The 26,701-nt window shown below is 47.0% G+C and carries 16 protein-coding genes; 7 read left to right on the top strand and 9 right to left on the bottom strand.

Annotated features, from left to right (window positions below; translation table 11 throughout):
• Positions 1-127 precede the first annotated feature (127 nt).
• Complete coding sequence (locus AC5JBY_RS31315; RefSeq protein ID WP_495908646.1) at positions 128-1,537, bottom strand: TlpA family protein disulfide reductase; 1,410 nt, start codon at positions 1,535-1,537, stop codon at positions 128-130.
• 134 nt (positions 1,538-1,671) lie between these two features.
• The gene (gene msrA, locus AC5JBY_RS31310; RefSeq protein WP_495908645.1) at positions 1,672-2,265 is read right to left on the bottom strand and encodes a peptide-methionine (S)-S-oxide reductase MsrA; all 594 of its coding nucleotides are present in this window, start codon (positions 2,263-2,265) and stop codon (positions 1,672-1,674) included.
• A gap of 299 nt (positions 2,266-2,564) precedes the next feature.
• On the opposite strand from msrA, the gene AC5JBY_RS31305 reads away from it, so the two are divergent.
• Genes AC5JBY_RS31305 through AC5JBY_RS31295 form a run of 3 tightly spaced genes read left to right on the top strand, consistent with a single transcriptional unit; the run spans position 2,565 to position 5,993 of the window.
• A complete protein-coding gene (locus AC5JBY_RS31305; protein ID WP_495908644.1) occupies positions 2,565-4,688 on the top strand; it encodes an endonuclease MutS2 in 2,124 nt (707 codons plus the stop codon).
• Positions 4,685-5,167: a hypothetical protein gene (locus tag AC5JBY_RS31300; protein ID WP_495908643.1), complete on the top strand. Its 483-nt coding sequence runs from the start codon at positions 4,685-4,687 to the stop codon at positions 5,165-5,167. Before AC5JBY_RS31305 ends, AC5JBY_RS31300 begins: the two co-directional genes overlap by 4 nt.
• Positions 5,139-5,993, top strand: coding sequence for a tetratricopeptide repeat protein (locus AC5JBY_RS31295; RefSeq protein WP_495908642.1), 855 nt, complete (start codon positions 5,139-5,141; stop codon positions 5,991-5,993). The genes AC5JBY_RS31300 and AC5JBY_RS31295 overlap by 29 nt, the downstream gene beginning before the upstream one ends.
• 9 nt (positions 5,994-6,002) lie before the next feature.
• Here AC5JBY_RS31295 and AC5JBY_RS31290 read toward each other — a convergent pair whose 3' ends face one another.
• The 5 genes from AC5JBY_RS31290 to AC5JBY_RS31270 form a co-directional block, all read right to left on the bottom strand.
• A complete protein-coding gene (locus AC5JBY_RS31290; protein ID WP_495908641.1) occupies positions 6,003-6,893 on the bottom strand; it encodes a VOC family protein in 891 nt (296 codons plus the stop codon).
• Between the two features lie 61 nt (positions 6,894-6,954).
• Positions 6,955-9,357, bottom strand: coding sequence for an ABC transporter permease (locus tag AC5JBY_RS31285; protein WP_495908640.1), 2,403 nt, complete (start codon positions 9,355-9,357; stop codon positions 6,955-6,957).
• 139 nt (positions 9,358-9,496) lie between these two features.
• The gene (locus tag AC5JBY_RS31280; RefSeq protein ID WP_495908639.1) at positions 9,497-12,652 is read right to left on the bottom strand and encodes an FG-GAP-like repeat-containing protein; all 3,156 of its coding nucleotides are present in this window, start codon (positions 12,650-12,652) and stop codon (positions 9,497-9,499) included.
• 124 nt (positions 12,653-12,776) lie between these two features.
• Positions 12,777-13,214 (bottom strand): CBS domain-containing protein, encoded by a 438-nt coding sequence (locus tag AC5JBY_RS31275; protein WP_495908638.1) that lies wholly within the window; start codon positions 13,212-13,214, stop codon positions 12,777-12,779.
• Positions 13,215-13,372: 158 nt separating this feature from the next.
• Positions 13,373-14,341 carry a hypothetical protein gene (locus AC5JBY_RS31270; protein WP_495908637.1) on the bottom strand — a complete coding sequence of 323 codons (969 nt, stop codon included), beginning with the start codon at positions 14,339-14,341 and terminating at the stop codon, positions 13,373-13,375.
• A 125-nt stretch (positions 14,342-14,466) separates the two neighbouring features.
• Between AC5JBY_RS31270 and AC5JBY_RS31265 the strand changes: the two genes are divergently transcribed.
• The 4 genes from AC5JBY_RS31265 to AC5JBY_RS31250 all read left to right on the top strand — a co-directional run bounded on the left by AC5JBY_RS31265 (position 14,467) and on the right by AC5JBY_RS31250 (position 23,448).
• The gene (locus tag AC5JBY_RS31265) at positions 14,467-15,099 is read left to right on the top strand and encodes an RNA polymerase sigma factor (protein ID WP_495908636.1); all 633 of its coding nucleotides are present in this window, start codon (positions 14,467-14,469) and stop codon (positions 15,097-15,099) included.
• A gap of 19 nt (positions 15,100-15,118) precedes the next feature.
• A complete protein-coding gene (locus AC5JBY_RS31260) occupies positions 15,119-15,895 on the top strand; it encodes a tetratricopeptide repeat protein (protein WP_495908635.1) in 777 nt (258 codons plus the stop codon).
• 442 nt (positions 15,896-16,337) lie between these two features.
• The gene (locus tag AC5JBY_RS31255) at positions 16,338-22,325 is read left to right on the top strand and encodes a PKD domain-containing protein (protein ID WP_495908634.1); all 5,988 of its coding nucleotides are present in this window, start codon (positions 16,338-16,340) and stop codon (positions 22,323-22,325) included.
• A 16-nt stretch (positions 22,326-22,341) separates the two neighbouring features.
• Positions 22,342-23,448, top strand: a complete 1,107-nt coding sequence (locus AC5JBY_RS31250) for a PorP/SprF family type IX secretion system membrane protein (RefSeq protein WP_495908633.1) — start codon at positions 22,342-22,344, stop codon at positions 23,446-23,448.
• Positions 23,449-23,490: 42 nt separating this feature from the next.
• On the opposite strand, the gene AC5JBY_RS31245 is transcribed toward AC5JBY_RS31250, so the two are convergent.
• Positions 23,491-24,990 carry an NAD(P)H-hydrate dehydratase gene (locus AC5JBY_RS31245; RefSeq protein ID WP_495908632.1) on the bottom strand — a complete coding sequence of 500 codons (1,500 nt, stop codon included), beginning with the start codon at positions 24,988-24,990 and terminating at the stop codon, positions 23,491-23,493.
• Between the two features lie 83 nt (positions 24,991-25,073).
• Positions 25,074-26,372 carry a serine hydrolase domain-containing protein gene (locus AC5JBY_RS31240; protein WP_495909101.1) on the bottom strand — a complete coding sequence of 433 codons (1,299 nt, stop codon included), beginning with the start codon at positions 26,370-26,372 and terminating at the stop codon, positions 25,074-25,076.
• Positions 26,373-26,701 lie beyond the last annotated feature (329 nt).

Raw genomic sequence — 26,701 nt, 5'->3', positions numbered from 1 at the left:
AAGGCATGCGAACAGATGAGCAGCAGGCTCCATGAAAAGGATAACAGTACTTTCATTCGGCAGGGGCAGTGCACAAAAATACTGTAATGGATGAAATTACCTAACTGTATAAACGAAGGGGTTGTCTTTAATGGGTTAATGCTTGTTCAATTTGTTGAATAAGTTCCCCTGGTTGGGTGGCAGGTGTTGCCAGGAATATTTTGCCATTCCGGTTGATAAGGCAGGTGGTGGGATAGCCACCTACTTTATAGGCGCTGATAATAGGGTGTTCACCTTTTTTGCCTTCCGTGAATGCATGGTAGCCTGCAATCGTATATTTTTTCAATGCATCGAGCCAGGTGGAACGGGCATCGATGGAAACGTTCAGGAATACTACTTCCGGCCGGTTGGCGAAATGTTTCTTTACCGGCGAGATGGTACTGAATAAGGCATGGCATGGGCCGCAGGTGGCGTACCAAAAATCAAGGTATATCACTTTGCCGCGGAAGGAGGTGAGGGTTAGTTTTTCTCCTTTTTCGTTTTCAAGGGTGAAATCCGGAGCTGCCATGCCTCTTTTAAAGCTGGTGACGTTGTTGTAATATTTTTGGATGTAGTTGCTGTAAGTAGAATCGGCGGGTGAGGTGTAGGTGTCTTTGATCAGCTTTTCGAGGTCTTCGGCCTGGTTCAGCTTACTGATGTCGCTTTCCAAAAATAGTGTCTGTACAGGTATGCTTAGGCGTGCTGGTAAATGTTTGCGCAGCCAGGTATATTTCTCTATCAGGTTTTTGCTGGCCAGCCCATCCATGATGAGTCCATCGTACTGCCGGAAAAAGATACCGTATACTTCATTGATATAAGTGTGGGAGTAATAAAGGGAGTCATTTACTTTCAGTACGTTTTGCAGAATGCTTTGCGACCGGGGCGTAAGTTCTTTTTGTCTTTTGGCCAGTGTTTGTTCTATGCTTTCACTGTATAGCATGGTGGCGCCACGGTATTGTTGTCCCCATACAGCAGACTGTATCTCTGCCTCCAATAGCCGGAAACTTTCCTTATTCATAGAAGGTCTTATCGATGTAAGCTGTTGCCCGAATGCCTGGCCTGCGCTGTCAATAAAAGCAAACAGGGCGTCGAAGGGTGTGGTAGTTGCTTTGAACCGGGGAAGGTTGTCACGGACTTTTTTATATAGGTTGTATTGTTTGAAATCTTTCAGGAATGTTGTTTTTTCTGCTCCCTTGCCTGTGAGCTCTGGTAATGTATTGCCGCTCTGGTAATGCAGATAGATACTGTCGCCCGGTTCCAATAGTGCGTTGAAACCACTTCCTTTGGCCTGTATGTAGCAGGGTACAGGCTTATCAAGGGGAATAACCTGTCTGAATTTTCCGTTCTCAGTGAGGGTGGTATAGATGGCCGTTTGCCTGATCGTTGGGTTGTGTTGGAGGTATAGTTGTAGTGTATCCTTTCCTGTGCCCGGTACTTCTCCGGCAATGATGGCAGTGTTTTGTGCTGATAGTGTGTTTGCAGATAGCAGTAGTCCCCATATAATACAGAAATAATGCATAAGGCCAGTTTTAGGTTTACTGCAATAAGAGACTGAAAGATGCAAAAGGTTGGCTGCACAACCAGTATTTTTTCAAAAAAAAGCCGCCTCCGGTGTAGGAGGCGGCCTGAATGCTTTGTTTTTGATCTATTGTCTTACTTCTGTGTTTTCTTTAATTTGTCTTTGAACACTTTCTCAAACTTCTCCATCTTGGGACGGATCACATAGTAGCAATAGGGGGCAGAGCCATTGTTATTGTAATAATCCTGGTGATAGTTTTCTGCTACATAAAAAGATGATGCAGGGGTGATCTCTGTAACGATCGGATCTTTCCAGGCGCCGCTTTTATCCAGTTCAGCTTTATACTTTTCTGCTTTTGCTTTTTGCTCGGCGTTATGGTAGAAAATAGCGCTGCGGTACTGGGTTCCTACGTCGTTACCCTGCCGGTTGAGGGTGGTAGGGTCATGTGCTTGCCAGAATGCTTCGAGTAATTCATCGAAGGTGATCTTTTCAGGATCGTACACTATTTCCACTGCTTCGGCATGGCCGGTAGTGCCTTCACACACTTCTTTATAGGTAGGATTTTTAACTTGACCACCGGTATAGCCGGAGGTTACTTTCAACACACCGTCCAACTGCTGGAACAGGGCCTCTGTGCACCAGAAACAACCGGTGCCAAACGTAGCGGTGTCTGTCCTGAGAGCTGCTTCTCCCGTTGTTGTAGTGGGAGCGGTTAAACTGCTTGTCATATATTTTTGAGGATTTTCCCTTACTGCACACGATAGCACGGTTGCTACCGTAATAACCAATGTTGTAAAGATCCATTTCATACTGTGTGATTTTGTGAGATCAGCCATAGGGGATATTGGATTTGCTTCCCTTTATAAACGAGAAATGACTGTTATAGGTTTGCAACCCGGCTGAGGGGAGGCTGCTTTTACCATTCAGTTAACAGTTTTGGGGCGCCGAAACCCGGAATTGTAACCCGGGACCGAATTTCGTACCTTTGCACCTCATAAAAATAAGAGGATATCAGCGATAATCGTTTATGAAATTTTTTCCCGAGTCGGCATTGGTGCAATTAGAGTTCGAAAAGGTGAAGACTTTATTGGAAGAGCACTGTAAGACACTGTATGCCAAAGAAAAAGCAAAAGAGCTAAGGATTCACACCCGCAAGGAATACATTGACCTGGAATTGCAGCAAACGCATGAATACAAGCTGCTGGTCCAAAATGCCCAGTATTTCCCCAATGACTATACCCTGAATATTGCCAAGGAGCTGAAACTGATTGGCATTCCCGGAGCGGTATTGTCTGAAGAGCAGTTGATGCTGGTGCGCAAGCTGGCGGAAAGCCTGCAAAGTATCTTCCGCTGGTTCGATACCGATCGCAGGACGGCCTATCCGGCGCTGGTCAAGGTGGTGGCGGAAACCTATTATGAAAAGGCCATCCTGGAACTGATCGATGAAGTGCTGGATGAAGGGGGTAAAGTGCGGGATAATGCTTCCGAAGAGCTGTCGCGCATCCGGATGGGTCTTTTCAAGAAACGGAATGAATTGCGCCGCCTGTTCGACCGCATCGTACAAAAGCTGGTGAAAGCCGGCCATGCCGCCGATATTGAGGAAGCATTTCTCAATGGCCGCCGCGTTGTGGCGGTGTATGCTGAGCAGAAAAGGCAGGTAAAGGGGATTCTGCATGGGGAAAGTGATACCCGCAAAACGGCGTTCATAGAACCCGAGGAGACCATCGAGCTGAACAACGATATCTTTTCCCTGGAGAATGAGGAGAGCCGGGAAGTGTACCGCATTCTGCGGGAGCTTACCGCCAGGCTGGCCATGTATGCGCCCCTGCTGAAAACGTATTACGATATTTTAGGTGAATATGATTTCATCCGCGCCAAGGCTAAATTGGCGGTGGATGTGAATGGTAATCTGCCCATCCTGAGTGATAAGGCGCATGTGCATCTTGTACAAGCTTATCACCCGTTATTATATCTGTACAACAAGCGTTCGCAGAAGCCAACCATACCCGTGCAGGTGACGCTCGATGAGAAGAACCGTATCCTGGTTATCTCTGGTCCCAATGCCGGAGGTAAAACGGTTACCCTGAAAACGGTTGGCTTATTGCAACTGATGATCCAAAGTGGTTTGCTGGTGCCGGTGCACCCAACTTCGCAGTTCGGTATTTTCAAGCAGATCATGATCCATATTGGTGATACGCAGAGCCTCGAGTTTGAGTTGAGTACGTACAGTTCGCACCTGAAGAACATGAAGTATTTCATGGAAGTGGCCAATGGTAAAACGCTTTTCTTCATCGATGAGCTGGGTAGTGGTAGTGATCCCAACCTCGGCGGCGCTTTTGCGGAAGTGATCCTTGAGGAGATGGTGCGGAAGCATTCTATGGGTATCGTGACCACACACTACCTCAACCTGAAGGTGATGGCCAATAAGACGCCAGGTATCATCAACGGTGCGATGGCATTCGATGAAAAGAACCTGCTGCCCATGTACAAGCTGATCATCGGCAAGCCGGGTAGTTCTTATACGTTTTCGATTGCTGAACGCATTGGTCTGCCACCGGCGTTGATCAAACGGGCAAGGCAGTTGGTAGATGAGGATCATTTCAAGCTCGACAAATTGCTGAACCGTACCGAGCAGGACCTGCGCGAGATCGAGATCAAGGAGAAGGAACTGCAGAAGCTGTTGAAGGAAAATGAGCGGATGCGGAAGGATATGGAAGCGTTGATCGATAAAGAACGCCATCATCAGCAAGTGGAATTACTGAAGCACCAGAACAAGGTGACGGAAGACCGTATTGTTTACCTGCGGGATATGGAGCGCAAACTAAAGCAGATCGTACTGGACTGGCGCAAAGCTGGCAGCCAGGAGGATAAGCGCGACCTGATGAAGCAATTGCATGCTTTATTGTTTGGTCAGAACCAAAAGCAGGTGACTGAAAAAGTAAAGAAGAAGATCGGCTCCAAATATGATGAAGTGGGTGGTGAGATCGTCGTTGGTAATAAGGTGCTGATGAAGAAGAACCACCAGGTAGGAGAGGTGAAGGAGATCCGTGGCCGCAAGGCTGTGGTGCAGTTGGGCCTGATGCCTATCACTGTCGATCTGGGCGACCTGACCGTTGTAACGGAAAAAGTTCCTGAACCACCGCAATCATGAAACTAATAAGCCTCTTTATTGTCCTGTTGTATAGTTTTCCCTCCATGGGCCAAACCTATTTTATACGGGAAGGTAAACTGGCCGATACTACTACCGATTTTGAGTTGGAATATGGCAGCCCATTGCCTTACTATTATAGTGTAGGTGGTAAATACCCCAAAAATTCTTCTACTTTATTGAAGGAAGTGAAGGAGTTTGGTAAAAAGCAAAACCATACTTATTCAGGTAGTGGGTATATTACTTTTCGGTTTGTAGTGGATACAACAGGTTCTATGAAGAACAAAGTGAAGGTGATGCAAACGAACGATGATTATAAGGCGCAGCTTTTCGACAGAGGGCTGGTGAATGAGCTGTTCGCTTATTTATATACGCTGAATAAATGGCCTGTTGCGCGGTATAGGACCGGGGAGGCGTTGGAATATATCTCGTTCATTATGTTCAAACTGAAGAATGGGAAAGTTATCAATATCATTCCTTAGTTGTTTACTCATTGTATTGCAGGGTTGCGCACAACCCGCTTCTCCCAAGTTGGCATTGACGTGTGGTGATCTGCGCGTTCAGGACAGTCTTTTCAAAAAGTATATTACCAATGGGGCGCATCAATTGCCCGGCATGTACAATGATCCTGCGTGGCAGTTGTATTGTGATAGTGTCATTGCCTTGTGTCCCGGTATTGCCGAAATATACCAGGTAAAGGCTGTTCCCTTTATTAAGAATGGCGATCATGAATGGGCATTGGCCTTGTATAATAAAACAGTTCAATTAGATCCTAAAAGATACACCGGGCACAGAGGGTTTATCAAATGCCTGTTCACCAAAGATTATGAAGGGGCTATCGTTGATTTGCAGAAGGCGCAACAGCTGGTGCCCAATGGATATGATATGGACCATACGTATGCTTTTTATGAAGGGCTGTGTAATCTTGAGCTGGGCGAATATGTAGCGGCCGAAAAGAACTTTAAACAGGATATGGCCATTCAGGCAAAAGACCATCCGACAGATGCTTCTCATTTCAATAGCTTGTTTTTTATTGGTGTCCTGTATTATGAAATGAAGAAGGACGTATTGGCGAAAGAATACCTGCAACGATGTTTGGAAACCTACAAGCAACATCCTGATGCTAATTATTATCTCGCACTTGTTTATGGCCGCTTAGGGAATGCTGCTATGAAAAAGCAATACCTGGAAACTGCAAAAAAGGCTTACATGAGTGGGTACAGGATCAATGAAGATCAGCTGTATTACGTAAACTATCCTCATGGCATCAAGTTGTATGAAATAGAGCAGGCGTTACAAGGAATGTAAGCGGTTCAGTTATCGGAAAGTAAAGGGCTCCATCAATTCCACTCTCGTTCCATCCGGATCATATAGGTTCAGTTGCCATTTATTGTTGCGTCCTATACGGGGCACGGCCATGTTGTAGCCTGTTTTAGCGGCGCGGGGACGTAGTATGTCTACTGCCTGCTGCATATCGGGCACCAGCAGGGCGATATGGTGCAGGCTTCCCAATTGTTGTTTGTTGGGCGGTGTATTCACCAGCATGTATTCAATGTAGTCGGTGCTTTCCGGCAGGCGCATATTGATCCAACTGGTAGTGCTGTCATTGGCGCCGCCGCGCCATATTTCGGAGAAGCCCAGTATGTCTTTGTATAATGCATCGATTGTTGGCAGGTTGTTAACAGTAATGCCTGCATGCAGGATGCGGGAGGAAATGGGAGAGCCTGATCTCTGAGGTGATGGTTGTTGAACAGACTGGTTGTATTGAACGAATCTGATCTTGTGGTTTTCAGGATCATGTATAGTAAAGGAAAGATTATTGTTTTTATCTCTTGTGAACGTGTCTGGCAGCACTACTCCTTTGCTTTTTAAGTAAGCCTGCATGGCCTTTATATCGGTGGTCTGAAAGCTTACTGATACCAGCCTTTCTATTTGCCCTTCGGGCAGGCCGCTATGTACCATGATGCTTTGCCGCTGGTTGACGTGGATAAGAAACGCTTGCTGTCCATTGATGGAGAGTGGCGTGGTTATATAACCCAGCAACCCTTGGTAAAAGCCGGTTGCTTTCCTGAGATCGCTTACCTGTACTTCAACAGATGCGATGCCAATGATCTCCGGGCGTTGGATAGTTTGAGCCTTGACGGATGTGGTGGTCAGTAGGAATAGAATGAAGCAGTAAAGGCGATGCAATAGTTTTATAGCAGGCATACAGAAAGGTACATATCCCTGGGTATTAAGGCTGATTTATTTTCACTGATAAAGGCGGTCTTTATTCCGTGCGCAGACTCTTAACCGGATTGGCCATAGCCGCCCGTATGGCATGAAAGCCTACAGTGGTCAATGCAATCAATGTTACAAATATACCGGCCAGGGCAAACATCCACCAGCTTAAGGAAACCCGATAGGGATAGTTCTCCAGCCATTTACCAGCTGCCAACCAGGCCACCGGTATCGCGATCAATAACGAAGCGATCACCAGTTTCAGGAAGTCTTTGGACAGAATGGTGGCCACACCACTTACCGAAGCGCCCAGCACTTTGCGGATGCCTATTTCTTTCCTTCTTTTCTCCGTAGCAAATACTGAAAGCCCAAACAAGCCGATGCAGGAAACGAATATGGTGAGGGCTGCACCGAAAAGCATGATGTTTTTCCAGCGGGCTTCTGATTCATACCGGGCCTGGTTTTCCTGGTCCTGGAAGGTGTAGGAGTAAGGGTTAAGAGGAAATAGTTGTTTGAATGTTTTTTCAATGTGTTGCAGACCGGCTGTCGCACTGTTGGGTTTTATTTTGATGAAAACCTTACCAAAAAGGTTGCCGGGCTTCATGGTAAATAGCTGCGGGGCTATTTTCGTTGTCAGGGCTTCGTAGTGATAATCTTTTACCACTCCGATGACGGTGTATTTTTCGCCGGGATTGTAAAAGAAATCAACCACTTGGCCAATGGGATTTGCCCAGCCTGCTTCTTTTGCAAATGCTTCATTCACCAAAACTGAATGAGTGGAGTCTGATGGATAGGCGGCGGAGAAGTTCCTGCCTTTGATCACCGGTATTTTCAACAGGGGGATATAGGCGTCATCTATCGTTTCAAAAGCAAAGCCAATATCTGTACTGACATTTACCCGGGCTCCGGTGGCCCACATGCCTCCATTCTTATTGGCTACTTCCGTAATAGCTGGACTTTTAAACAGCTCTTGTCTTAGCAAATGAGTTTGCTGGCGGTTAAATCCGCCGGGCACATTCACCGTTACAAGATTTGTATCATCATATCCTAATTGCTCGTTGGCGAGGAAATTGAATTGAGACCAGATGGTAATAGTTCCAATGATGAGGAAAGAGGCCAGTGAAAACTGCAATACCACCAATCCTTTCTGCAGGTAGTTTTTACCGGCGAGCGTGAAGCGGCTGTATAATACTTTTACCGGATTGTAACCGGATAATACGAGGGCGGGGTAGAAGCCGGCCAACAGACTGGTGCATATAAATAGTGTGATATAACCTGCTACCAGTTTTACGTCGAACAGGTAAGTAATGGCAAGTGCTTTATTGGCCAGCTCATTGAATACCGGCAGGGAGAGTTGTACGAAAAGGATGGCCAGCATAAAGGCCAGGAAACAAAGTATAAATGATTCTCCAAGGAACTGGATGATCAGCTGTTGGCGGTCGCCGCCTACTACTTTACGGATGCCAATCTCTTTGGCACGTTTTAAAGAACGGGCTACCGTGAGGTTCACAAAGTTGATACAGGCGATCAATAATATAAACAACGCAATGCCCGATAGGATGTAAGAGTACATAGGATTGCTGGCATCTGAGAGAGCATCGTCTGCTTTATAATCCTGGCTCAGGTGAATATCGGTCATCGGCTGCAGGCTAAAGGTGGTCACTGACTTGTCGCCATATCTTTCTGCTGCTACTTTGATGGACTCACCTGCTTCAGTTTCATACACCTTATTCATTTTGGCTTCTACTTCTTTGATGTTGGCGCCTGGCTGTAGTACTACAAAGGTGCCGAGGAAGTAGTTCATCCAGTTTTCATTGAGGGCTTCATCTTGTTTCGACACCTGCATCGGCATCAATGCCTCGAATTTGATGGATGAATTCTGTGGACAGTTTTTAGCAACGCCTGTTACGGTATAGGGGACGAACTTGTTGTCGTTGTCTTTGATCATGATCAGCTTGCCCATGGCATCGGTGGTGCCAAATTCCTGTTGAGCAACGGATGCCGTGATCACGATAGAGTGGGGATCGAGCAAGGCGGTGCGGGGATTGCCGCTCAGTAACGGAAATGAAAATACCTGCAAGAAATTGGAATCAACTATGTGGAATCGTTGTGACTTGATCTCGGTTCCTGATTTGATGTCCCGGTGGTAGCCTTGTATCCGTACAAATGCTTTGATGTCGGGAATGGCCGATGTAAAGTGAGGGCCTTGAAAATAGCCTGTCCAACCGCCTTTGTGTCTTGGGCTGCCATCCGGATTTACGCTTTGCATATTGATGCGGTGGATGTTAGCCACCTCGCTATGAAAGCGGTCGTAGCTGACTTCGTCTTTTACATACAGGATGATGAGCATGCCACAACCCAACCCAAGGCTCAGGCCAAGGATGTTGATGATGGAGTATATTTTGTTGCGACGGAGATTCCTGAAAGCAATGGTGAAGTAGTTTTTAAACATGGTGGCTGTTTTACCGGTTAGGCAGGAATACCGCCGCTAAAAAAGTGCCGGATAGCAGGCCTTTATGTTCCAATAAGTTATATCGGTCCGGGCGTCGTAACGTGTCCGCTTTTGATACAGCAAATGTTCGCTTGTGTCGTCAGTTGACCTTCAATATTCTCACTGTCTTTTCGGTTTTGTTGTTCTTCAGCACGATCCAGTAAGGGCCGGCAGGTAATTGTTTCATGGGAATGGTGTTTGCTCCATTCTTCAATACCTGTTCCTGCTGCACCAGTCTGCCGGCAACATCTATTACACGTACTGTTACCTTGCCCGACAAGCCTGTTCCCGGCGAAACCTGTAATTGCAGGTTATCGTGCACAGGGTTGGGGAACCATTGTATGGTATAACCCTGGAAGAATACGTCATTAACAGCCGTCGTTACATAGTTGAAGTTGTCGGATGTATTGGCGCAGCCTCTGTTGTCTTTTACCACTACTGTGTATACGCCATTCTGTGTAGTAGCATACTGGCTTTGGGTGGCACCATTGATAATATTGTTGTTGAGGTACCACTGGTAAGATGTGTAGCCTGTGCCGGTGGCCGTCATGGCTGTTCCATTGGAAGTGATACCCGGTTTGGTTGGTGCCGGGTAAACGGTTACATCGTATGCATTGCTGGAAGCCGAGGTACAACCGTTTTGCGTTGTTCTTACTGAAAACGAAGCGGCTTCTTTGGCAAAGTAATCCGGGCCGGTAGCGCCTGTAATGGCTGTACCGTTTTTATACCACTGATTGCCGGTGGCTACACTGGATTGGAGCTTTACACTGTCGCCACTACAAATGCCGGTACTGCCTGCTGCGGTGAGTGTAGGTGCAGTTGGTGTAGTATTGACAGTGATGGTAACGCCCGTGCTGGCGGCTGACGTACAGTTGCCGTTCGAGACTTTTACTGTATAGGTGCCTGCTTCTGTAGCGGTGTATTGTTGGTTTACGGCGCCGGCAATTAAAGTTCCGTTCTTAAACCATTGGTTACCGCTGGTAGCTGATGATTGCAGCGTGGCACTGCTGCCGGTGCAAATAGCCGTACTGCCTGTTACTGTAATGGCTGGTGTTGTGGGGACAGGATTGACTTGTACACTAACCGTGTCAGAATAATTGTGGCATCCTGAGGAGGTGTTAGTTACGCGTACAAAATACTCGCCGGTAGCGGATACTGTATAGTTAATGCCAGTGGCGCTTGCCACGGGGCTATTGTTTTTAAACCACTGGTTGTTGATGTTAAGGCTCGATGTCAGTTGTACGCTGCCGCCTTCGCAGAAGGTGGTGGCTCCCTGTACTGTGAGCGAGGGCTTTACCGGTGTTGGCAAATTGGTGATGGTGAGAACGTTTGAAGGGTTTGAATAGCAGGCACCATTCAATATCCGGATTGTATAATTGCCGCCTCCTTTAGCCCACAAGGTATCTGCTGTAGCGCCTACTATAGGCTTCCCATCGAGGAACCATTGCAGATTGCCTGTTGCGCTTGCTCTTAGCTTAACGGAATCAACAGCGCATTTGTCCGTGTTGCCTTCTGCCGCGATCGTTATTGGGTTGGCTACTGCCGGACAGGTGCTGAATGCAAAGACAGCGCAGGTGACGCTGGGGTCGGGCATATTCACTGGCCGAACGTTCCAGGTATAGTTAATGCCTGCATTGGGGGAGGGAAAGAGATAAAAGGTGTCTGTAGTGGTCACTTCCGTATAAGCTCCACTTTGTTCTATGATCCTTAACCGGTAGCTGGTTGCGTTATGTTCCTTCTGCCAGGTGAAGAGCAGGGGTGTGCCATGCTGCACATTTGTAAGGTTGTTGGCTGGTGTTAGCAAAACAGGGCACTTAGGGATGCCTGTAGTGATATTTAAGTTGTTTTGTATATAGGAAAGTGAATTGCTCTGCGAATTGGCTGTGAGTATATCTATCAGCCCATCTGCGTTGAAATCGGCCAGCGACAGGCTGCCCGGACCAACGTTGGTATTGTATGTTGCAAAGGGTGCAAAAGAGAATGTGCTGGGTGTGCTGTTGTTTTTAAGTATGGCTACTGTCGATTCAAATGACCAGTTGGCGGTTACGATCTCCGGTTTGCCGTCGGCGTTAAGGTCTGCCAGTGACATTCCGCGTGGACTAAAGCCAGTGGGGAGGTCGATGCGGGTAGCGAAGGACAGGCTGCCGGCACTGGTATTTCTGAATACCGCAATGTTGTTGTTGGTACCTGTGCTGGCGAGTAATTCTGGTTTGCCATCACTGTCGAGGTCGCCCATGTTTACATCCCAGGGGAAGGGGCCTGTTGCAAGGTCTATTCTTGGTTCAAACGAAATGTTGCCGGGTGTTGAACTGTTTTTGAAAACGTGGATCATGCTGGCATTACTATAGCTGGTTACTGCTATTTCCCGTTTGCCATCGCCATCGAGATCGCCGATGCATACGCTTTCGGGGGAAGGCCCCGTGGTAAAATCTATTTTGGTAGCAAAAGAGATATTGCCGCCCGTGGTAGTATTTCTTAATACAGAAATGGAATTGTTGCTTTCGTTGGTGACTACAATGTCGGCCCTGCCATCATTGTCAAGGTCACCAATTGCCAGTTTGCGGGGACCGTCGCCTGTGCCGAAGGTTATTGGATTATCAAACGAGATGTTGCCGGGGGTGCTGGTGTTTTTCAGTACGTAAATCATTCTGAAGGTCAGGCTGGTCACCACCAGTTCGGGCAAACCGTCTCCATTCAGGTCGCCTGTTTTTATGCTGAGCGGGTTAATAATTCCACCAATAGTTGCACTGGGAAAGGCGTTGGTGAAAGAAAAATTTCCACCCCAACTGACGTTTCTCAATATCCTGATCTCATCAAAGGAGAAGCGCGTATAGATGAAGTCAGTTTTTCCATCTCCATCGAGGTCTCCTTCGGTTACAAAGCCACCCCCGCTCAGGTTTGTGGACGAGTTGAATGAGGTGGCGGTGAAGTCCATCCCTCCGTCATTGTATGTTACTACGAATGGGGCAGCACTCCAGGCTGTCAATCCATTTACATTTACCGAAATGGGCTGAAAGGGCGTAGCCAGTGGCACTGTCACCGTTAGTGAGGTTGCGCTGGCGTTTAATACAGTGGCCGGAATGGTACCGAAATATACTTTATTGTCTGCTGAGATAGTGCTAAAGTTGCTGCCGGTAATGGTTACTTGTGTTCCTATAGGGCCGGATGTTGGTGCAAAGGAATTGATGACAGGCACCTGGGCAAATAGGGTAGGTACAGTTAGTGCGAGGATAAGCACCAGGAGTATGGCTCTCATGGTTGTTGGTATGTGGTTATAGGGTTAAAGTACTATCGGTAGCGAATGTATGAAATAAGCACCAAAAAGCCCCGCATGCTGCAGGGCTTTTGATTCTCCAGGGGGTAATTGGAGAGGAAATCGTTTATCGTGCTGAGTGCAAATAGTCCTTGAGCTGGGTAATGGTTTCTTCGTGTGAAAGAATGGTTTCTTTTACCACATCGTTGATGGAGATGATACCCATTACCTGATCGCCATCGAACACCGGCAGGTAGCGGATATTCCTGTCCGACATGAGTTGCATGCAATAATCGATGGAGTCGGCGGGCGTAATGCGCGGGAAGTCGTTGGACATGATCTCACCTACCGGCGTATCTGTAGAGTTCCTTCCTCTCAATACGATCTTGCGGGAGTAATCGCGTTCTGTCATAATGCCCAGGTACTGCCCATTTTCCATTACCATCACAGAACCTATGTTCTGATCGGCCATGATCCTCAGGGCATCCAGTACGGAGATGTCGGGTTGAACAGTAGTAATGTTACTGCCTTTGCGTAGTAATATGTCTGCTACTTTTTTGTTCATACAGCTTATATGTTTTGGTGAGCAATCGGTGAATTGTAATATACGACTTTCAGTGCACATAAAAAAAGCGGGCCGCCATCAATGGCAGCCCGCTGGAGGTACGGTGAACCGACTGAAAAGTCCCGGAGATAAGCCTGTTTATCTGTCTTGGGTGCTATTTATTGGATTGAATCCAGGAAAGCATCTACTTCAGCTTGTGTGGCTTTGTGGATCGGTGCGTCGATGTGCATGTTGGCGCTGATGGTAATGCTTTGAGTACCAAATTGTATGAAGCCGTCGCTGTCTTTGCCGATCAATACCAGGCTTGCCTGAGAACCGATAGGCAGTGAGTTCTGGTAAGATTCAAATTTCTGGATGCTGTAGTTGTAAGGGAACGTGATCACGGTGCTGATGTTCTTGAATACCAGGATCACCTGAAGGTCAGTTACCTGATTATTATCCTGGAAAGCTGGCAGCACAGTTACTGTTGTCTTGGGATTAGGATCGCTGTAGAAACGATCGCAGTTTACCCATGTAAAGCCAGGCAGGGTGAAGCTGTAGCTGTTGGGACCATTACCGAAGGGGTAATAAGGTGCTGGTATCCAGGTAGTGGGGTTTTGTTGTTGCTGACCACCGCCACCGGTTGCGCCACCAGCTTGTCCCTGATCACGACGGCCTTGTACGAACAGACCCATATCGCGGTCATTCATTACTTTGGGCACTTCTACCTGTATGCCTTTGTCGCCCAGGGCAGGGTTGATCTTCAGGTCCTTGCCGTCCTGCTTTGCTTCTACCAGCATCTCTCCGCCTGATTCGAGGATCTGGCCGTTCGACTCGGTCCATACGCCAGAGAGCAATACGTCTTTTTTGCTGAGTACTTCTTTCAGGCTAACGTTTACATTTCCGCTTACGATATTACCGCTGCCATCTACAAAGGCGTTGGCCGGAAATTTAACCTTGGTGCCTTTATCGCCGGTGATGGTAAAGCCTGTAGCTGCATTGCCGGAGAAGGTTTGTGTAGGGATAGCGTTTGATTGCCAGAATGCTTCTGCGCGTGCATATTGTGGCGCATCGTTGTTCTTCTTACATGAAGTAAAGGTGGTGATTGCGGCAGCTATAACTGTGGCTGCAAATAATGAACGTTTCATAACTGTATATTTTTAGTGTTTAATGCCTACTCTTTGTTGGGGGCTTTTCGGCGTCCGCCCCTTGCGTGTTCACAGGTATATCAGCAGGCTGGTATTTTTGTTACCCCCATCCGGATGAAATTTTTTTGGTTATTTTTACCGGCAGGGAAAAAGGGGCGCTTGTACCGTGTATATCACTCACTTATAAATCTTTTACTATTACTACTGTTATTCACACCGACCAGCGATATGTGCAGGCCCTGCTGGAAAACGACACGATTATTGTCCGGGAGATCTATAGCAAGTATGCCGGGAAGGTTCGTCAATATATATTGGCCAACAGCGGCAGTGAGGATGATGCGGCCGATATTTTCCAGGAATCCCTGATCGATATTTATAATCAGGCAAAAAACAAAGGGTTACAGCTTACTTGTCCTTTTGAGCCCTTTCTTATTATAGTATGTAAAAGAAAGTGGCTTAATGAGCTGAAAAAAAGAGGCCGGCAACCGGTAACAAAAGAAGTGGATGATGTATCTATAGGGGAGGACGTATTTGCGCTGGCCGAACAGTTGAAGCAGAATAACGATAAAATGCAGTTGTTCCTTCAGTGTTTTGAAAAGCTCGGAGAGTCCTGTAAAGAGATCATCAGGCGTTGCATGAGTGGAGAGGACCAGGAGAAAATTGCGGAGCAATTAAAGGTGACTTATGGGTACCTGCGCAAGAAGAAGAGCGAATGCATGGCATCGCTGGCGCAAATGGTGAGTAAAAACCTTGTTTAATTTTTAAGATGTATCTGTTATGAAATATACGTATGAAGATATTGCACGGTATGAGGAAGGGCTGATGGCTGCTGAAGAGCAGCAGGCTTTTGAAGCCGTTCTGGCAACAGATACGGAGCTGCAACAGGAGCTGGCTTTGTACCGGGATGTGGATACGACGCTGGAGCAACAGTATGCTCCCGACGAGCAACGGCAACAATTACAGGGCACCTTGCAACAAATGAGGCAGGAGTTTTTCGGTGCAACGACCCAGGTACCGTCGAATGAACAAAGGGCTGCTGAAACTTCCCGGCCACCAGCTAAAGTGGTAGCCTTTAAACGCTACATCGGTGTGGCTGCAGCGATAGCTGCTATGTTGGTTGTAATAATGATTGTATGGAATCCATTTACCGGCGATCTGTATGAGCGTTATGCGGATACGCAAATGGTGGCGCAGGTAGAGCGGGGTAGTCATATCGATACTGTTTTGCAGAAAGCTACTTCGGCGTTCAATAATAAGGAGTTTACCGAGGCAGCCGTATTGCTGGCTGAAGTGGTACAAACCCAGCCTGATAATAGTTTTGCTCAGTTTTACTTTGGTGTAGCGCTTTTGCAAACCAACCAAATACCATTGGCCAGGGCGTCCTTTGAAAAACTGATCAAAGGGGAGTCGGCTTTTAAATATGAGGCTACTTTTTATGAAGCGCTCAGCTATCTGAAAGAAAAAGATGAAGATGCGGCTAAAGACTGGCTGGAAAAGATACCTGCTGATGCCCCCAATTACAAAAAGGCGCAGGAGCTGATGCGAAAGTTATAGGAGAACTACCTTTTTTTTATTTGATTTATTTCAAATGCAAGCTAACGGTTAGGTCTGTGTTTTTCCGAAAGTATTGATCTCTTTGTTGTTAGCTGCTGCACTTTTTTCTGCACGTTGATTTGTACAAGTCAACGTGTACCTGTATATGCTAAAAAATAATATAAGAAGTCAGTTATTTTATTATTTTTGAATTGTTGCCTTTTATAGATGTAATACGGTAACGCATAAATCCTCATTTCCGGTAAAAGCCGTTTCTATTTCTGTCCAATTCCTCTCTTTTACGTATAAGGCCGTATTCCCTACTGTTCTTCCGGCTCTTATTTAATCACTGATCAGTTAAAGTGATCCCAACCAGTTTATTGTGTCCTGATTATAATCAGGATCCGGTTTTCTATTGTCACGATCAGAGCAGCACCATTTGTTAATCAAACCTGGACTGTTGATGAGTGTATTATTGCGTCTGCTATACTGCTTTATCCCGATTTTAATCGTTTGTCCTGCGTTATCGCAGACCATTACCATCGATAATGCTGCTTTTCCTACTGGTGTATATGGGCAAGGCTCTACTATAGCTGTGCCGGTAAAGATTGTTGGTTGTTATAATTATAACAATGCCGTTAACTTGTACTTGTGCAGTCCGGCCAATCCCACGGGCGTTCAGATTGGGACCTATGATCGCAACGGCTTTTTTACCACGTTTGTAAATGGCACTATTCCTGCAGGCACTGCTCCGCGTAATGATTATTATGTAGTGACCCGTACTACTGCTCCTGTGACAACAAGTGCACCAAGCCCTATCTTTCAAATCAGTGCTACTCCCGGGCCGGTGGCTTTTGTGAATACAGTATCTAATGCGAGAAGGCTTGTAGATGGCTATTTTTATGGTTATTGTACTCCTGAAGTAGTTGCTGAAAGTCCAATCACTTTGTGGAACCAGTCTACTGCTGACGCTTCAGTGTCTTTTAATTATAAGGATGAGAACTCAGGTGTTGTTACGAATATTGATATTGGCCCTAATGGAACTCCGCAAATTTTGCTCAGTAAAACTTTTTATACTTTTACAAGTCGAGCAGAAAAGAACGGTGTAATCAGTACCCGTTCAGTATTTCTAGTAAATACTGCTCATTTCTTTGTACTTGGGTCCACCATATTAAAAACATGTTTGCCTGATTTCCTGGATGTTAATGTGGTTACTTCCGGCCCAACCAGTATTTTAAATAATTTTCCTGGTAGCTATTATGTTTTCGAATGGGGGGATGGTACCAAAGCGGATACAATCACCTTGTGTGCTCTTAAATCGGTTAATGGGCTTGTGCAGCATAATTATTTGAGGACATCTTGCGGCCGTAGTGATGTTCCGAATGAGTCCAATGCTTTTGCGCTTAGAGCGGTATATGTAAATCCTTATAAAAATGCTCCTGTTTCTAATTGTAATGATATTTCATTTATTCTCCCGGCAAGGGTTTTTCAACGTCCTGAAGCGAGGTTTACCTATCCGGACTATGCATGTATAACAAACCCTGTAACTTTTACCAATACTTCTATACCAGGCGAAGCTCAGGACGGAGCGCAATGTACCCGTGATCAAGAATATGAGTGGTATGTTAATGATAGTCTGGTGTCTACCGCCAGAAATCTTGTCTATCCATTTCCCGTTATTGGAAAATATACAGTTAAGCTAAAGATAACCAATACCAGTTGTGCCCCTTCTGAAGTCAGTCATGAGGTTTGTATTGAGCCACTCCCGGTACCTGAATTTAAAGTGAATGGACTTGATTCTGTTATTTCCTGCGATAATCCATTGACTGTAAACATTACCAATCTTACCAATAGTAATCCCTGTCGCAGCAACACCTGGCGGTGGGAAGTGTACAATGACAGTACCGGTCAACTGGTTTCTCCCAATAGTGGTGTATACACCATCACTCCTTCGAATACTGCCATGGAGCCGGTATTTGTATTTCATGTGGCCGGCAGGTATCGTGTACGTTTAATTGCCAGTAATAGTTGTACAGGTACTTTCCGGATAGATAAGATTGTTCATCTGTCGGGCAATGCGGTGGTAAGGCTCCCGGCAGACAAAGCTTATTGCAATACTGATTATACGATCAATTTTGCTGTCAATAATTTTCACAAGCCGTCCTATAATAGTCAGCGGGGAGATGAAACTTATCTATGGACGGTGACCGGAGGGGCTTATAGTTTTGTAAATGGTACTACTGCTGCTGACAGGTATCCGCAAATAAGGTTTACGGATATAGGGACGTATACTGTACGTGTACAATTTATCAGTTCCTGCGGACAGTCAACTGATGTTCAGCAGATATTTTTCACTGCGCCCAATACTGTCGTTCTGCCACGTGACAGGGTAGATACCTGTTATGCTACTGTCAGTCTTCCGATTACCGGTATAGTGACAGGTCCTATCGATTCTGTAAAATGGTCTGGCACCGGCAGTGGTACTTTCAGTGTTACGAATGCTTTGTCTACTATTTATACTTTTAGTCCGGCCGATAAGGCGGCTGGCAGTGTAAAACTGGTGTTGAAGGCTTTTGCGCAACAACCCAGTGGATGTCCTAATAATACCGATACGCTGCTGGTGGTCTTTTTCCCTGAAAACAGGGGACGTGATTCGGTTAGAACGATCTGTAACAATACGGCTGTTGTATATACGCCTGTTTCTTCAGTCGGTGGCAGTACCTTCAGCTGGACGAGTGTTGTGACCCGCGGTGTGGTTTCGGGCAATACTCCTTCCGGCACCGGAAGTATTGGTGATGTGCTGGTCAATGATGACCCTGCAATGGATGGGGAAGTGACTTATACTATTACCCCCTTTGCAAATGGGTGTACCGGGGTGCCTTATGTGGTAAAAGCTATTGTCAGGGCAAAGCCTGTAGTGACGATCGATGTCAATGACAAGGATTCTATTTGCAGCAATACCCGCACAGATATATCCATGAGCAGTACAGTGTCGGGTGTTTCCTATTCCTGGACCAGCAGGGTTGTGGCCGGGAATGTTACAGGTAATAGTAATGGAACTAATCAGCCGATAACAAGGATCAATGATCTTTTGGTGAATACAGGTACTACGGATGCCACGGTAGAATATACGATTCGTGCTTTGCTGGATGGGGCCTGCAGCAGTGATCCACAGGTTGTACTTATTGCCATTCTTACCGGTACGACTGTTGCCTCCGCAGGGAATGACACTGTATTGTGTAATGAACTTACTGCCATACTCACCGGCAATACGCCGATAGTAGGTACGGGTACGTGGCTGCAGGTGGGTGGGCCATTGGCAACGATTGCTGACCCCGGTAGTCCGGGAACCAGTATCGAGGGACTCACAGCGGGTAATATCTATTTGTTTGCCTGGGTAATTGAGGCTGCCGATGCTCAATGTAATGGTAGCCGGGATACCGTGGCTGTGCGGGTGCTTCCGCCCATCGATAACAGATTGCTTTTTCCTCCACGTGATATTTGCGCGGGTATGCCTGTCGATATTGTTGTGCCACCTGCAACGGGGGGAACAGGTTCTTATGATTACGAATGGCAATCCAGCACGGATAATATCAATTTTGTGCCAATGCCCGGGGCTGTGCTGCCGGGGGTGTCGGTATCGCCTGCGCAGACCACCTGGTACAGACGGGTAGTAAAGTCTTTGCCCTGCTCCAGTATTAGTGATACGATCGTAATCAATGTGGCGGCTGGTATTGCCAATAATACGATTAGCCGGGATCAAAGTATTTGTATTAACCAGCAACCTGACCCTATTACTGGATTGGTGCCTACCGGTGGTAATAGCGGATATCAGTTTATCTGGGAATCCAGTACAAACAATATCAACTGGAGTGTAATTGCCGGCGCAATAGTGCAGGACTATGCGCCCGGTACACTTACCGTCACCACTTATTATCGCAGGCGCGTCAATACCGTGCTTTGTTCCGGTCCTTATGCAAGTATCAGTAATGTGGTAAAGGTGACGGTCAATCCGGATGCCCGGGCGCTTTTCGAACCTTTAAAAACAGAGGGGTGTAACGATTTCGTGATCGATGCGGCCCTTATCAATCTTACACCTTTCGATGATCGCAACCGGGAGTATCAATGGTATGTTGACGGTGTGCTCTGGTCGACCGGTAAAGTATTCCGGCCTTATACGATGACGGAGGATGGTGATACCATCACGATCAAGCTATTGACATTGAGTTTTAACGGGTGCCGTAATGATTCTATGGAGAAGGTATTCATAACGCTGCCTGATCCTGACCCTTCTTTCAGTAAGAACAAGGGTGAAGGATGTGGGCCGCTGAAAGTCACTTTTACCAATACTACGCCTGACGCAGGCCGATATCGTTTCTTATGGAATTTTGGCAATGGTGCTACCAGTACTGCTGTGCAGCCTGTTGAGATAACGTATGCTTCCAACCGCTTTTACCGGGATACCACCTATTATATCACGTTAAAGACGTTCAATGAATGCGATACGCTTTATTTCAGGGATAGTGTGCTGGTGAGGCCTGATCCGCGGGCTGTATTTACGGTCAGCAAAGTGATCGGTTGTTCACCGCTCATCGATACCATCTTCAACCTGTCGCCGGGCAATCATTTTATGTATTACCTGGATTATGGAGACGGGCATGGTGATACGCTGTATTCAAAAGGCCGGCATGTTCATGAATACATTACCGGTGTTATCGATACTTTCAAGGTAAAGCTCACTGCTTTTAACGTCTGCGGCACGCATAGTGACTCTATCGATGTTGTCGTGTCGCCCAATACGATACAGCCTGCGATTGTAGTTGATGGCAGTGACTTGTATGGCTGCGCTCCGCATACAGCCATTTTCGTGAACAGTTCATTTGGGGCTGCGCAGGTGATCATGCATTATGGTGATAACAGTATACCGGATACTTTGCCTGGCACGCAGAACCGTATCAGTCACCAGTTTACTCAGCCCGGTGTATATAATGTGCGGATACAATTTATTAATGCCTGTTCAGATACCAGTCTTTACAGGACGGTTACAGTATATGCCAGTCCTGTACCTGATTTCTCACTCATAAATGTCCTGATCTGTCCGGGTGGAACTGTGCAAACACGCAATGTTTCGCGTAATGCCAATGCGTATGAATGGGTGTGGGGCGATGGTAGCAGCAGTACCGGGCCAAATCCTTCTCATACTTATAATGACACAGGTTCTTATGAAGTACGGCTGATTGCCCGCTACGTCAACAATTTTGGTGAAGTATGCAGTGTGGTATCGCAGCCGGCTATGGTAAGAGTGGTGGGTATCATCCCTGCTCGTATCGATACTGTTGCCGCCAAACCCTGTGTGGCTTATGCGCTGGCTGTTACTGCTGCCGGGGCAAGGAATGCCGGGTTAGTGGAGTGGTGGTTTTATGATACGGCACGGGCTCCTTATGTTTTTTACGCTACAGGCGTCAGTGCTTCTTATCAGTTCAATTCACCAGGAACGTATAGGGTAAAACTGATAGTACATAATATCGCCGGGTGTAAGGATAGTGCTGAACGCTATTTCACCGTATGGCCTACACCTGTGGCTATACTGGAGAAGCCTGTGACTATCAATACATGTAATATCGATACCATGCTGACGATCCCCGTGAGGGCATCGTACAATGGCGCTGACCCCATTACTTTCCATTGGTTGATCAATGATAAGTTGAGTGGGGTAGGTACTCCATTCAATTATCGTTTTCAATTGCCGGCAGGTAGTCATGAGCCTGCTACTTACGTTGTACGGGTGTTGCCGCAAAATGCGGCAGGTTGTGGTGATACGGCATACGCCGGCACGCTGGTGATCAGGCCCCTATTGCAACCAGTAATTGAAGTGAAGCCAAGGCTTGAGATCACTCAGCCGGAATATATCTTCACTTTTATCGATACGGTCACGAGGGGGGTGAGCAGGAACTATGTATGGGATTTTGGTGACAGGAGTGTCAAGCGTACTACCCGTGAAGTGCTCCATGAATATGGGGATACGGGTCGCTACCAGGTGAAGTTGCAGGTGTATGATGAAGTGACTCGCTGTGTAAGGTACGATTCTGTCCGTGTGGCGGTGTTGTATGCGCCCGGTTATCTCTATGTACCTGATGCTATCTGTACGGGGTGCGGGGTAGCCAAACTACGTAGCTTCAAGCCTATTGGAAAAGGTTTAAGTGAATACAGGCTTAGAATTTTCAACAGTTATGGGCAGTTGATCTTTGAGTCGACAAGATTAGACCGTGATGGTGTTCCGATGGATGCGTGGGATGGTCATGAAAACGTGCCTAATGGCAGGGCCTTGCAACAGGATTCGTACCGCTGGCAAATCGAGGCCCGTTATAAGAACAAGCGTGAGTGGCTGGGGATGTATTATCCGGGGCGTAGTGTACCGATGAAAACAGGATTCATTACTGTTATAAAATAACCAATAAAAGCAGCTTATGGGAAGAATACTGATGCTGATTATGCTATGGCTGTTGTGCAGCAGATTGACGTCGACGGCCCAGGACCCGGTATTTGCGCAGGCTTATATGGCGCCTATTTATCTGAATCCGGCAGCTACCGGAGCCGGAGATTATAATGTGCGGGTAAGTGCTATTCATCGCCGGCAATGGGTGAAAGAGCCCTCTTATTTTAATTATACAGCTATATCATTCGATAAATACCTGCCCGATGTAAAAGGGGCTTATGGGGTACTGGTTACCAATTCGAATGAAGGTTATCTGCGGAAAAGCGCGGTGTATGGAACAGGATCTTATACTATATGTTCCAATATTCCTTCTGTTGCAGATAATGAGGAGTTTCCAACCTGGATCGCCACTGGTGGCCTGCAGATGGGATTGATTCAGCGGAGGGTAGATTACAGCCGCCTTACTTTTGCCGACGAGATAGATGAAAACGGGTATATTCCGGGAGCAGGGTCGGCAGCTGATCGTCTTATTTTTAATAAGAAACTGGTATTCGATGTTAGTGCGGGTTTTTATTTCTGTCGTATCCTGAGTGCGAAAGGACGGCTGGTAATAGGGGGAAGTGCCCATCATCTGAATACGCCGGATGAGTCGTTGACTTCTTCTTCTTCAGAGTTTCGTAGTGAGTTGCCGTTGCGTTTATCTGGTAATGTGATGTATGAACGCAGGAACCGGGAAGATGGTTTTTCATTCAGGGTGGCTATGATGGTATTTCATCAACAGTCGCATAATACGTGGCGTGTGGGAGGAGACATTACGCCGCATAAATATAGAGCCAGTCTGGGCGTGTGGGCGCATGTAAGCAAAGACCGGCGGGTGAGCGGCATTCCTTCGGATTTTAATGCTTTTACTGTAAGTGTTACAATCGATATTGGTTCGGTTGGGCAGGTGATTACCGGAACTGCCAGTAAAGTAAAAGTAGGTATAGCGCATGAGTTTCCAGTCAGGAACAACCAGTTTTCTTATACCGGCGGAAGCAGCGAACTGGGTGTCATATGGGATTATAACTCTACCAGATTCAAAACAGAGATGTGTAAACCAAACATCAGCACTACCTGTCCGGTAGTGGAAAAAGATTAAATGGACATAGTGCTCCCAAGGCGGGGGGCCGGGATGTTTTGTTTATATAGCTATCTGGTGAAATGCCTGGCCGAGGTATTCGCTGATGTCTGAAGCGATCAGGGATTCGGGTGAGGAATAGGAAACGGCCAGGTCGCCGGCCAGTCCGTGAAGGTATACGCCAGCGATTGCTGCCTGCGCAGCGGGGTATCCTTGTGCTGATAAACCTGTGATGATCCCTGTTAGTACGTCTCCACTACCGCCGGTGGCCATGCCAGGGTTTCCTGTACTGTTGAACCAGGCAATTCCTTCGGGCGTAGCTACCAATGTATAACGACCTTTCAATACAATGACGATCTTAAGCGCTACAGCTTTGCGCATGGCTAATTGCATGCGTTCAAAGTCATTGGCGACTTTACCAAACAACCGCTCAAATTCTTTGGGATGAGGTGTGATGATCGTATGGGTAGGTAGTTGTTGTAACAGTTCTTTGTATTGGCCGAGTATATTCAAAGCATCGGCATCCAGTATCAGTGCTTTACTACATTGCTGAAAGATGTTTTCAAGCAAGGCTTTATGGCTATCGTGTTGTCCCAGTCCCGGACCAACGCCTATGGCATCGTACTGTTCCAGGTTGACAGCCATTTCAATGTATTCTTTGCCGGCTGTATAGGTCATGGCCTCAGGCACGGCTATCTGCATAATGTTGTAGCCAACGGCGGGTATATGGGTGGTGAGCTTACCAACACCACTGCGCAGGCAGGCTTTGGCCGAGAGGGTGGCGGCGCCCATCATTCCCTGACTGCCTGCAACAATAGCTGCATGGCCGTAAGTCCCCTTGTGTGAAAACTTCTTGCGTGGTTTGATGATGGATTGTACCTGCGCGTGGTCGATCCAGCGGTGGGTGGAAGGATGTGCTGCCGGGAAAGCCGGGTGCAGGCCAATATCGAGTATGTGTAAGGTGCCAATAAATGGATCATTCTCTGCTACGAGGAAGGCGGGTTTGTAGCATTGGAAGCTCAGGGTGTGGGTAGCTGTGACTATTGTACTACCTATTGAGCTGCTGTCGACCATCAGGCCAGAAGGAATATCGATAGCAACTATCTCGTTGCCGCTCTTGTTGATGCGTTTCACTACGGAAGCGGTCAGACCTTCCAGTGGCCTGTTGAGGCCAGAGCCTAACAGTGCATCTATAATAATATCTCCAATGGTGAGGGTGGGGATGCTTTCTTCGGATGAGATGAACTTGATGGTGGCTTTGCTGCTATGAAGCCGTGCCAGGTTGGTTTGGAAATCATCGGTGCCTTTGTGGCCAAACTCGAGGATGTATACTGTTACGGTGTGATCACTTTCTGCCAGCAATCTTGCAATGGCCAGTCCATCGCCGCCATTGTTGCCTTTGCCGCAAAAGATGACAAAGGAGGTTTCGGTATTACGGTATTTCAACAGCCATTGAAAGCAGGCGAGGGAGGCGCGTTCCATCAGGTCGATCGAGGCGATCGGTTCGTGCAAAATGGTGTATTCGTCCCAGGCGCGTATATCGGTGGCAGAATAAATGTTCATGTTTAGCCTATAATTAGGCTAATATACGAAGTGGTGAGTTGTGTGTGGTCAGTTGTGAATTAACAACTCGTTGCGCTTACTAACTATTTCCTTCCTGCCTTGCCGGCGTAGGAGGTAGTGGTGCTTCTTTTTTTAGTGGTCTTTATCTTGGCTTTTGCCAGGAGGGTCTTTTTATTAGATGATTTCTTGCGTACAACGTGGCGCACTACACGGGTATCCGCATCCGGGTCGCGGTCTACGTGCTGCATATAGTCTCCAAAGTAGTCGGCCATTTCTTTGGCCATATAAATGTTGCGGGAGTCGTTGTTGCAAAGTGCCACGATGGTCACATCTTCTTCAATGAGACGAACAAAGATGGTGCGGTTGCCATGCCACCAGCCAGTGTGGTAAATCAGCTTTTTACCATTCTTCAGCACATACATGCGCCAGCCGAGGCCATAGTTGTGGGTGCCGGGCTTTTCATTGCTGTAAGGGGTGTAGGCCGCTTCGAGCGTAGAGGACTTGAACCATTGCGTATTGCGCATAGCCTGGTCCCATTTCAACAGGTCGCGGGGCGTGCTGTAAATATTCTTGTCGCCATATACCAGGTCGAGGAAGTCGAAGGCATAGGGCCTACCGCTGTAATAGTAGGAAGGAAGGCTCCGGGCCGAATCGGCACGGGTGTACACGTAGGTGTCCTTCATGCCCAGGGAATCGAAAATGGTATGTTTCAGGTAATCACCATAGAACTCGCCACTTACTTTTTCGATGATCAGGGCCAAGAGGGCGTAGTTGGTATTGGAATAGCTGAAGCCGCGATCAGGGCGGCCAACAGGTATACGCTTGCGGTTGGCGATGAGGAAGTCCAGTACATCCTGGTTGGTTACCACTTTTCGTCTGTTCCAGCCCAGATTAGACATGTAATGGTCGTATTTGGGAAGGCCGCTACGGTGGTTCAGCAGCATTTTAACTGTTACGCCTGCGCAGGGAAAACCGGGGAGGTAATTGCTCACCGGATCTTCGATGTTGAGCTTCCCTTGTTCCCACAGTCTCAAAATGCCCATAGCTGTGAAGGTCTTGGACACCGATGCAAGGTGGAAGGGGGTATAAGCTGTAATGGAATCGTCCTTGATCCGCGGGTTGGCGTACCCGGCGTATTTCTCGTACAGGACCTGCCCGTTACGGGCTACCAGGATACTGCCATTCAGGCCTTCGCCATAGGTAGTATCGATAAATCCTCTTACGAGTGATATATAATAATCTGTTGAGTCTGAGCTTTTTGAAGACGAGGCTGCCGCAGACAGGGTCACCTGTCCTTTGGACTGTGCTAACAAATCTGGCTGTTTGTCACTAAACTGAGAACAGCCGATAGCAAGGAGGCTTACCGGTATGAACCTTAACATGGTTTTCAAAAGGATTCCTTTTAATACTGGGTTAGTAAGATCAACAAAACTACCAAAATAATCGCGGATTTCTAGCGATTATGGCCTGATTTCACGGATTTTTAGCTATTATAACTTACTGATAAATACATGATTCTACAGGCTTCTGCTTAATCGTTTCCATCTGTCTCCATTGTGATTCGTTTTTCCATGTCAATTTTAAACGACATCTTTGCACCCCGGATTGCAGATTGTATGATTAATAGCGGATTGCACGGATTGGTTGATTTTATTCAACACTTCTGCCAGAATGATAGAAATTATTCACTTTATCACGGCTGTTGAACTTT

Source organism: Paraflavitalea sp., from assembly GCF_059502485.1.
This window is presented reverse-complemented; position numbering and strand designations above follow the sequence as displayed.

Excerpts from the sequence above, each read along its gene's own strand:
- AC5JBY_RS31315 (WP_495908646.1), bottom strand. The coding sequence starts at position 1,537 with ATGCATTATTTCTGTATTATATGGGGACTACTGCTATCTGCAAACACA.
- msrA (WP_495908645.1), bottom strand. The coding sequence starts at position 2,265 with ATGACAAGCAGTTTAACCGCTCCCACTACAACAACGGGAGAAGCAGCT.
- AC5JBY_RS31305 (WP_495908644.1), top strand. The coding sequence starts at position 2,565 with ATGAAATTTTTTCCCGAGTCGGCATTGGTGCAATTAGAGTTCGAAAAG.
- AC5JBY_RS31300 (WP_495908643.1), top strand. The coding sequence starts at position 4,685 with ATGAAACTAATAAGCCTCTTTATTGTCCTGTTGTATAGTTTTCCCTCC.
- AC5JBY_RS31295 (WP_495908642.1), top strand. The coding sequence starts at position 5,139 with ATGGGAAAGTTATCAATATCATTCCTTAGTTGTTTACTCATTGTATTG.
- AC5JBY_RS31290 (WP_495908641.1), bottom strand. The coding sequence starts at position 6,893 with ATGCCTGCTATAAAACTATTGCATCGCCTTTACTGCTTCATTCTATTC.
- AC5JBY_RS31285 (WP_495908640.1), bottom strand. The coding sequence starts at position 9,357 with ATGTTTAAAAACTACTTCACCATTGCTTTCAGGAATCTCCGTCGCAAC.
- AC5JBY_RS31280 (WP_495908639.1), bottom strand. The coding sequence starts at position 12,652 with ATGAGAGCCATACTCCTGGTGCTTATCCTCGCACTAACTGTACCTACC.
- AC5JBY_RS31275 (WP_495908638.1), bottom strand. The coding sequence starts at position 13,214 with ATGAACAAAAAAGTAGCAGACATATTACTACGCAAAGGCAGTAACATT.
- AC5JBY_RS31270 (WP_495908637.1), bottom strand. The coding sequence starts at position 14,341 with ATGAAACGTTCATTATTTGCAGCCACAGTTATAGCTGCCGCAATCACC.
- AC5JBY_RS31260 (WP_495908635.1), top strand. The coding sequence starts at position 15,119 with ATGAAATATACGTATGAAGATATTGCACGGTATGAGGAAGGGCTGATG.
- AC5JBY_RS31255 (WP_495908634.1), top strand. The coding sequence starts at position 16,338 with ATGAGTGTATTATTGCGTCTGCTATACTGCTTTATCCCGATTTTAATC.
- AC5JBY_RS31250 (WP_495908633.1), top strand. The coding sequence starts at position 22,342 with ATGGGAAGAATACTGATGCTGATTATGCTATGGCTGTTGTGCAGCAGA.
- AC5JBY_RS31245 (WP_495908632.1), bottom strand. The coding sequence starts at position 24,990 with ATGAACATTTATTCTGCCACCGATATACGCGCCTGGGACGAATACACC.
- AC5JBY_RS31240 (WP_495909101.1), bottom strand. The coding sequence starts at position 26,372 with ATGTTAAGGTTCATACCGGTAAGCCTCCTTGCTATCGGCTGTTCTCAG.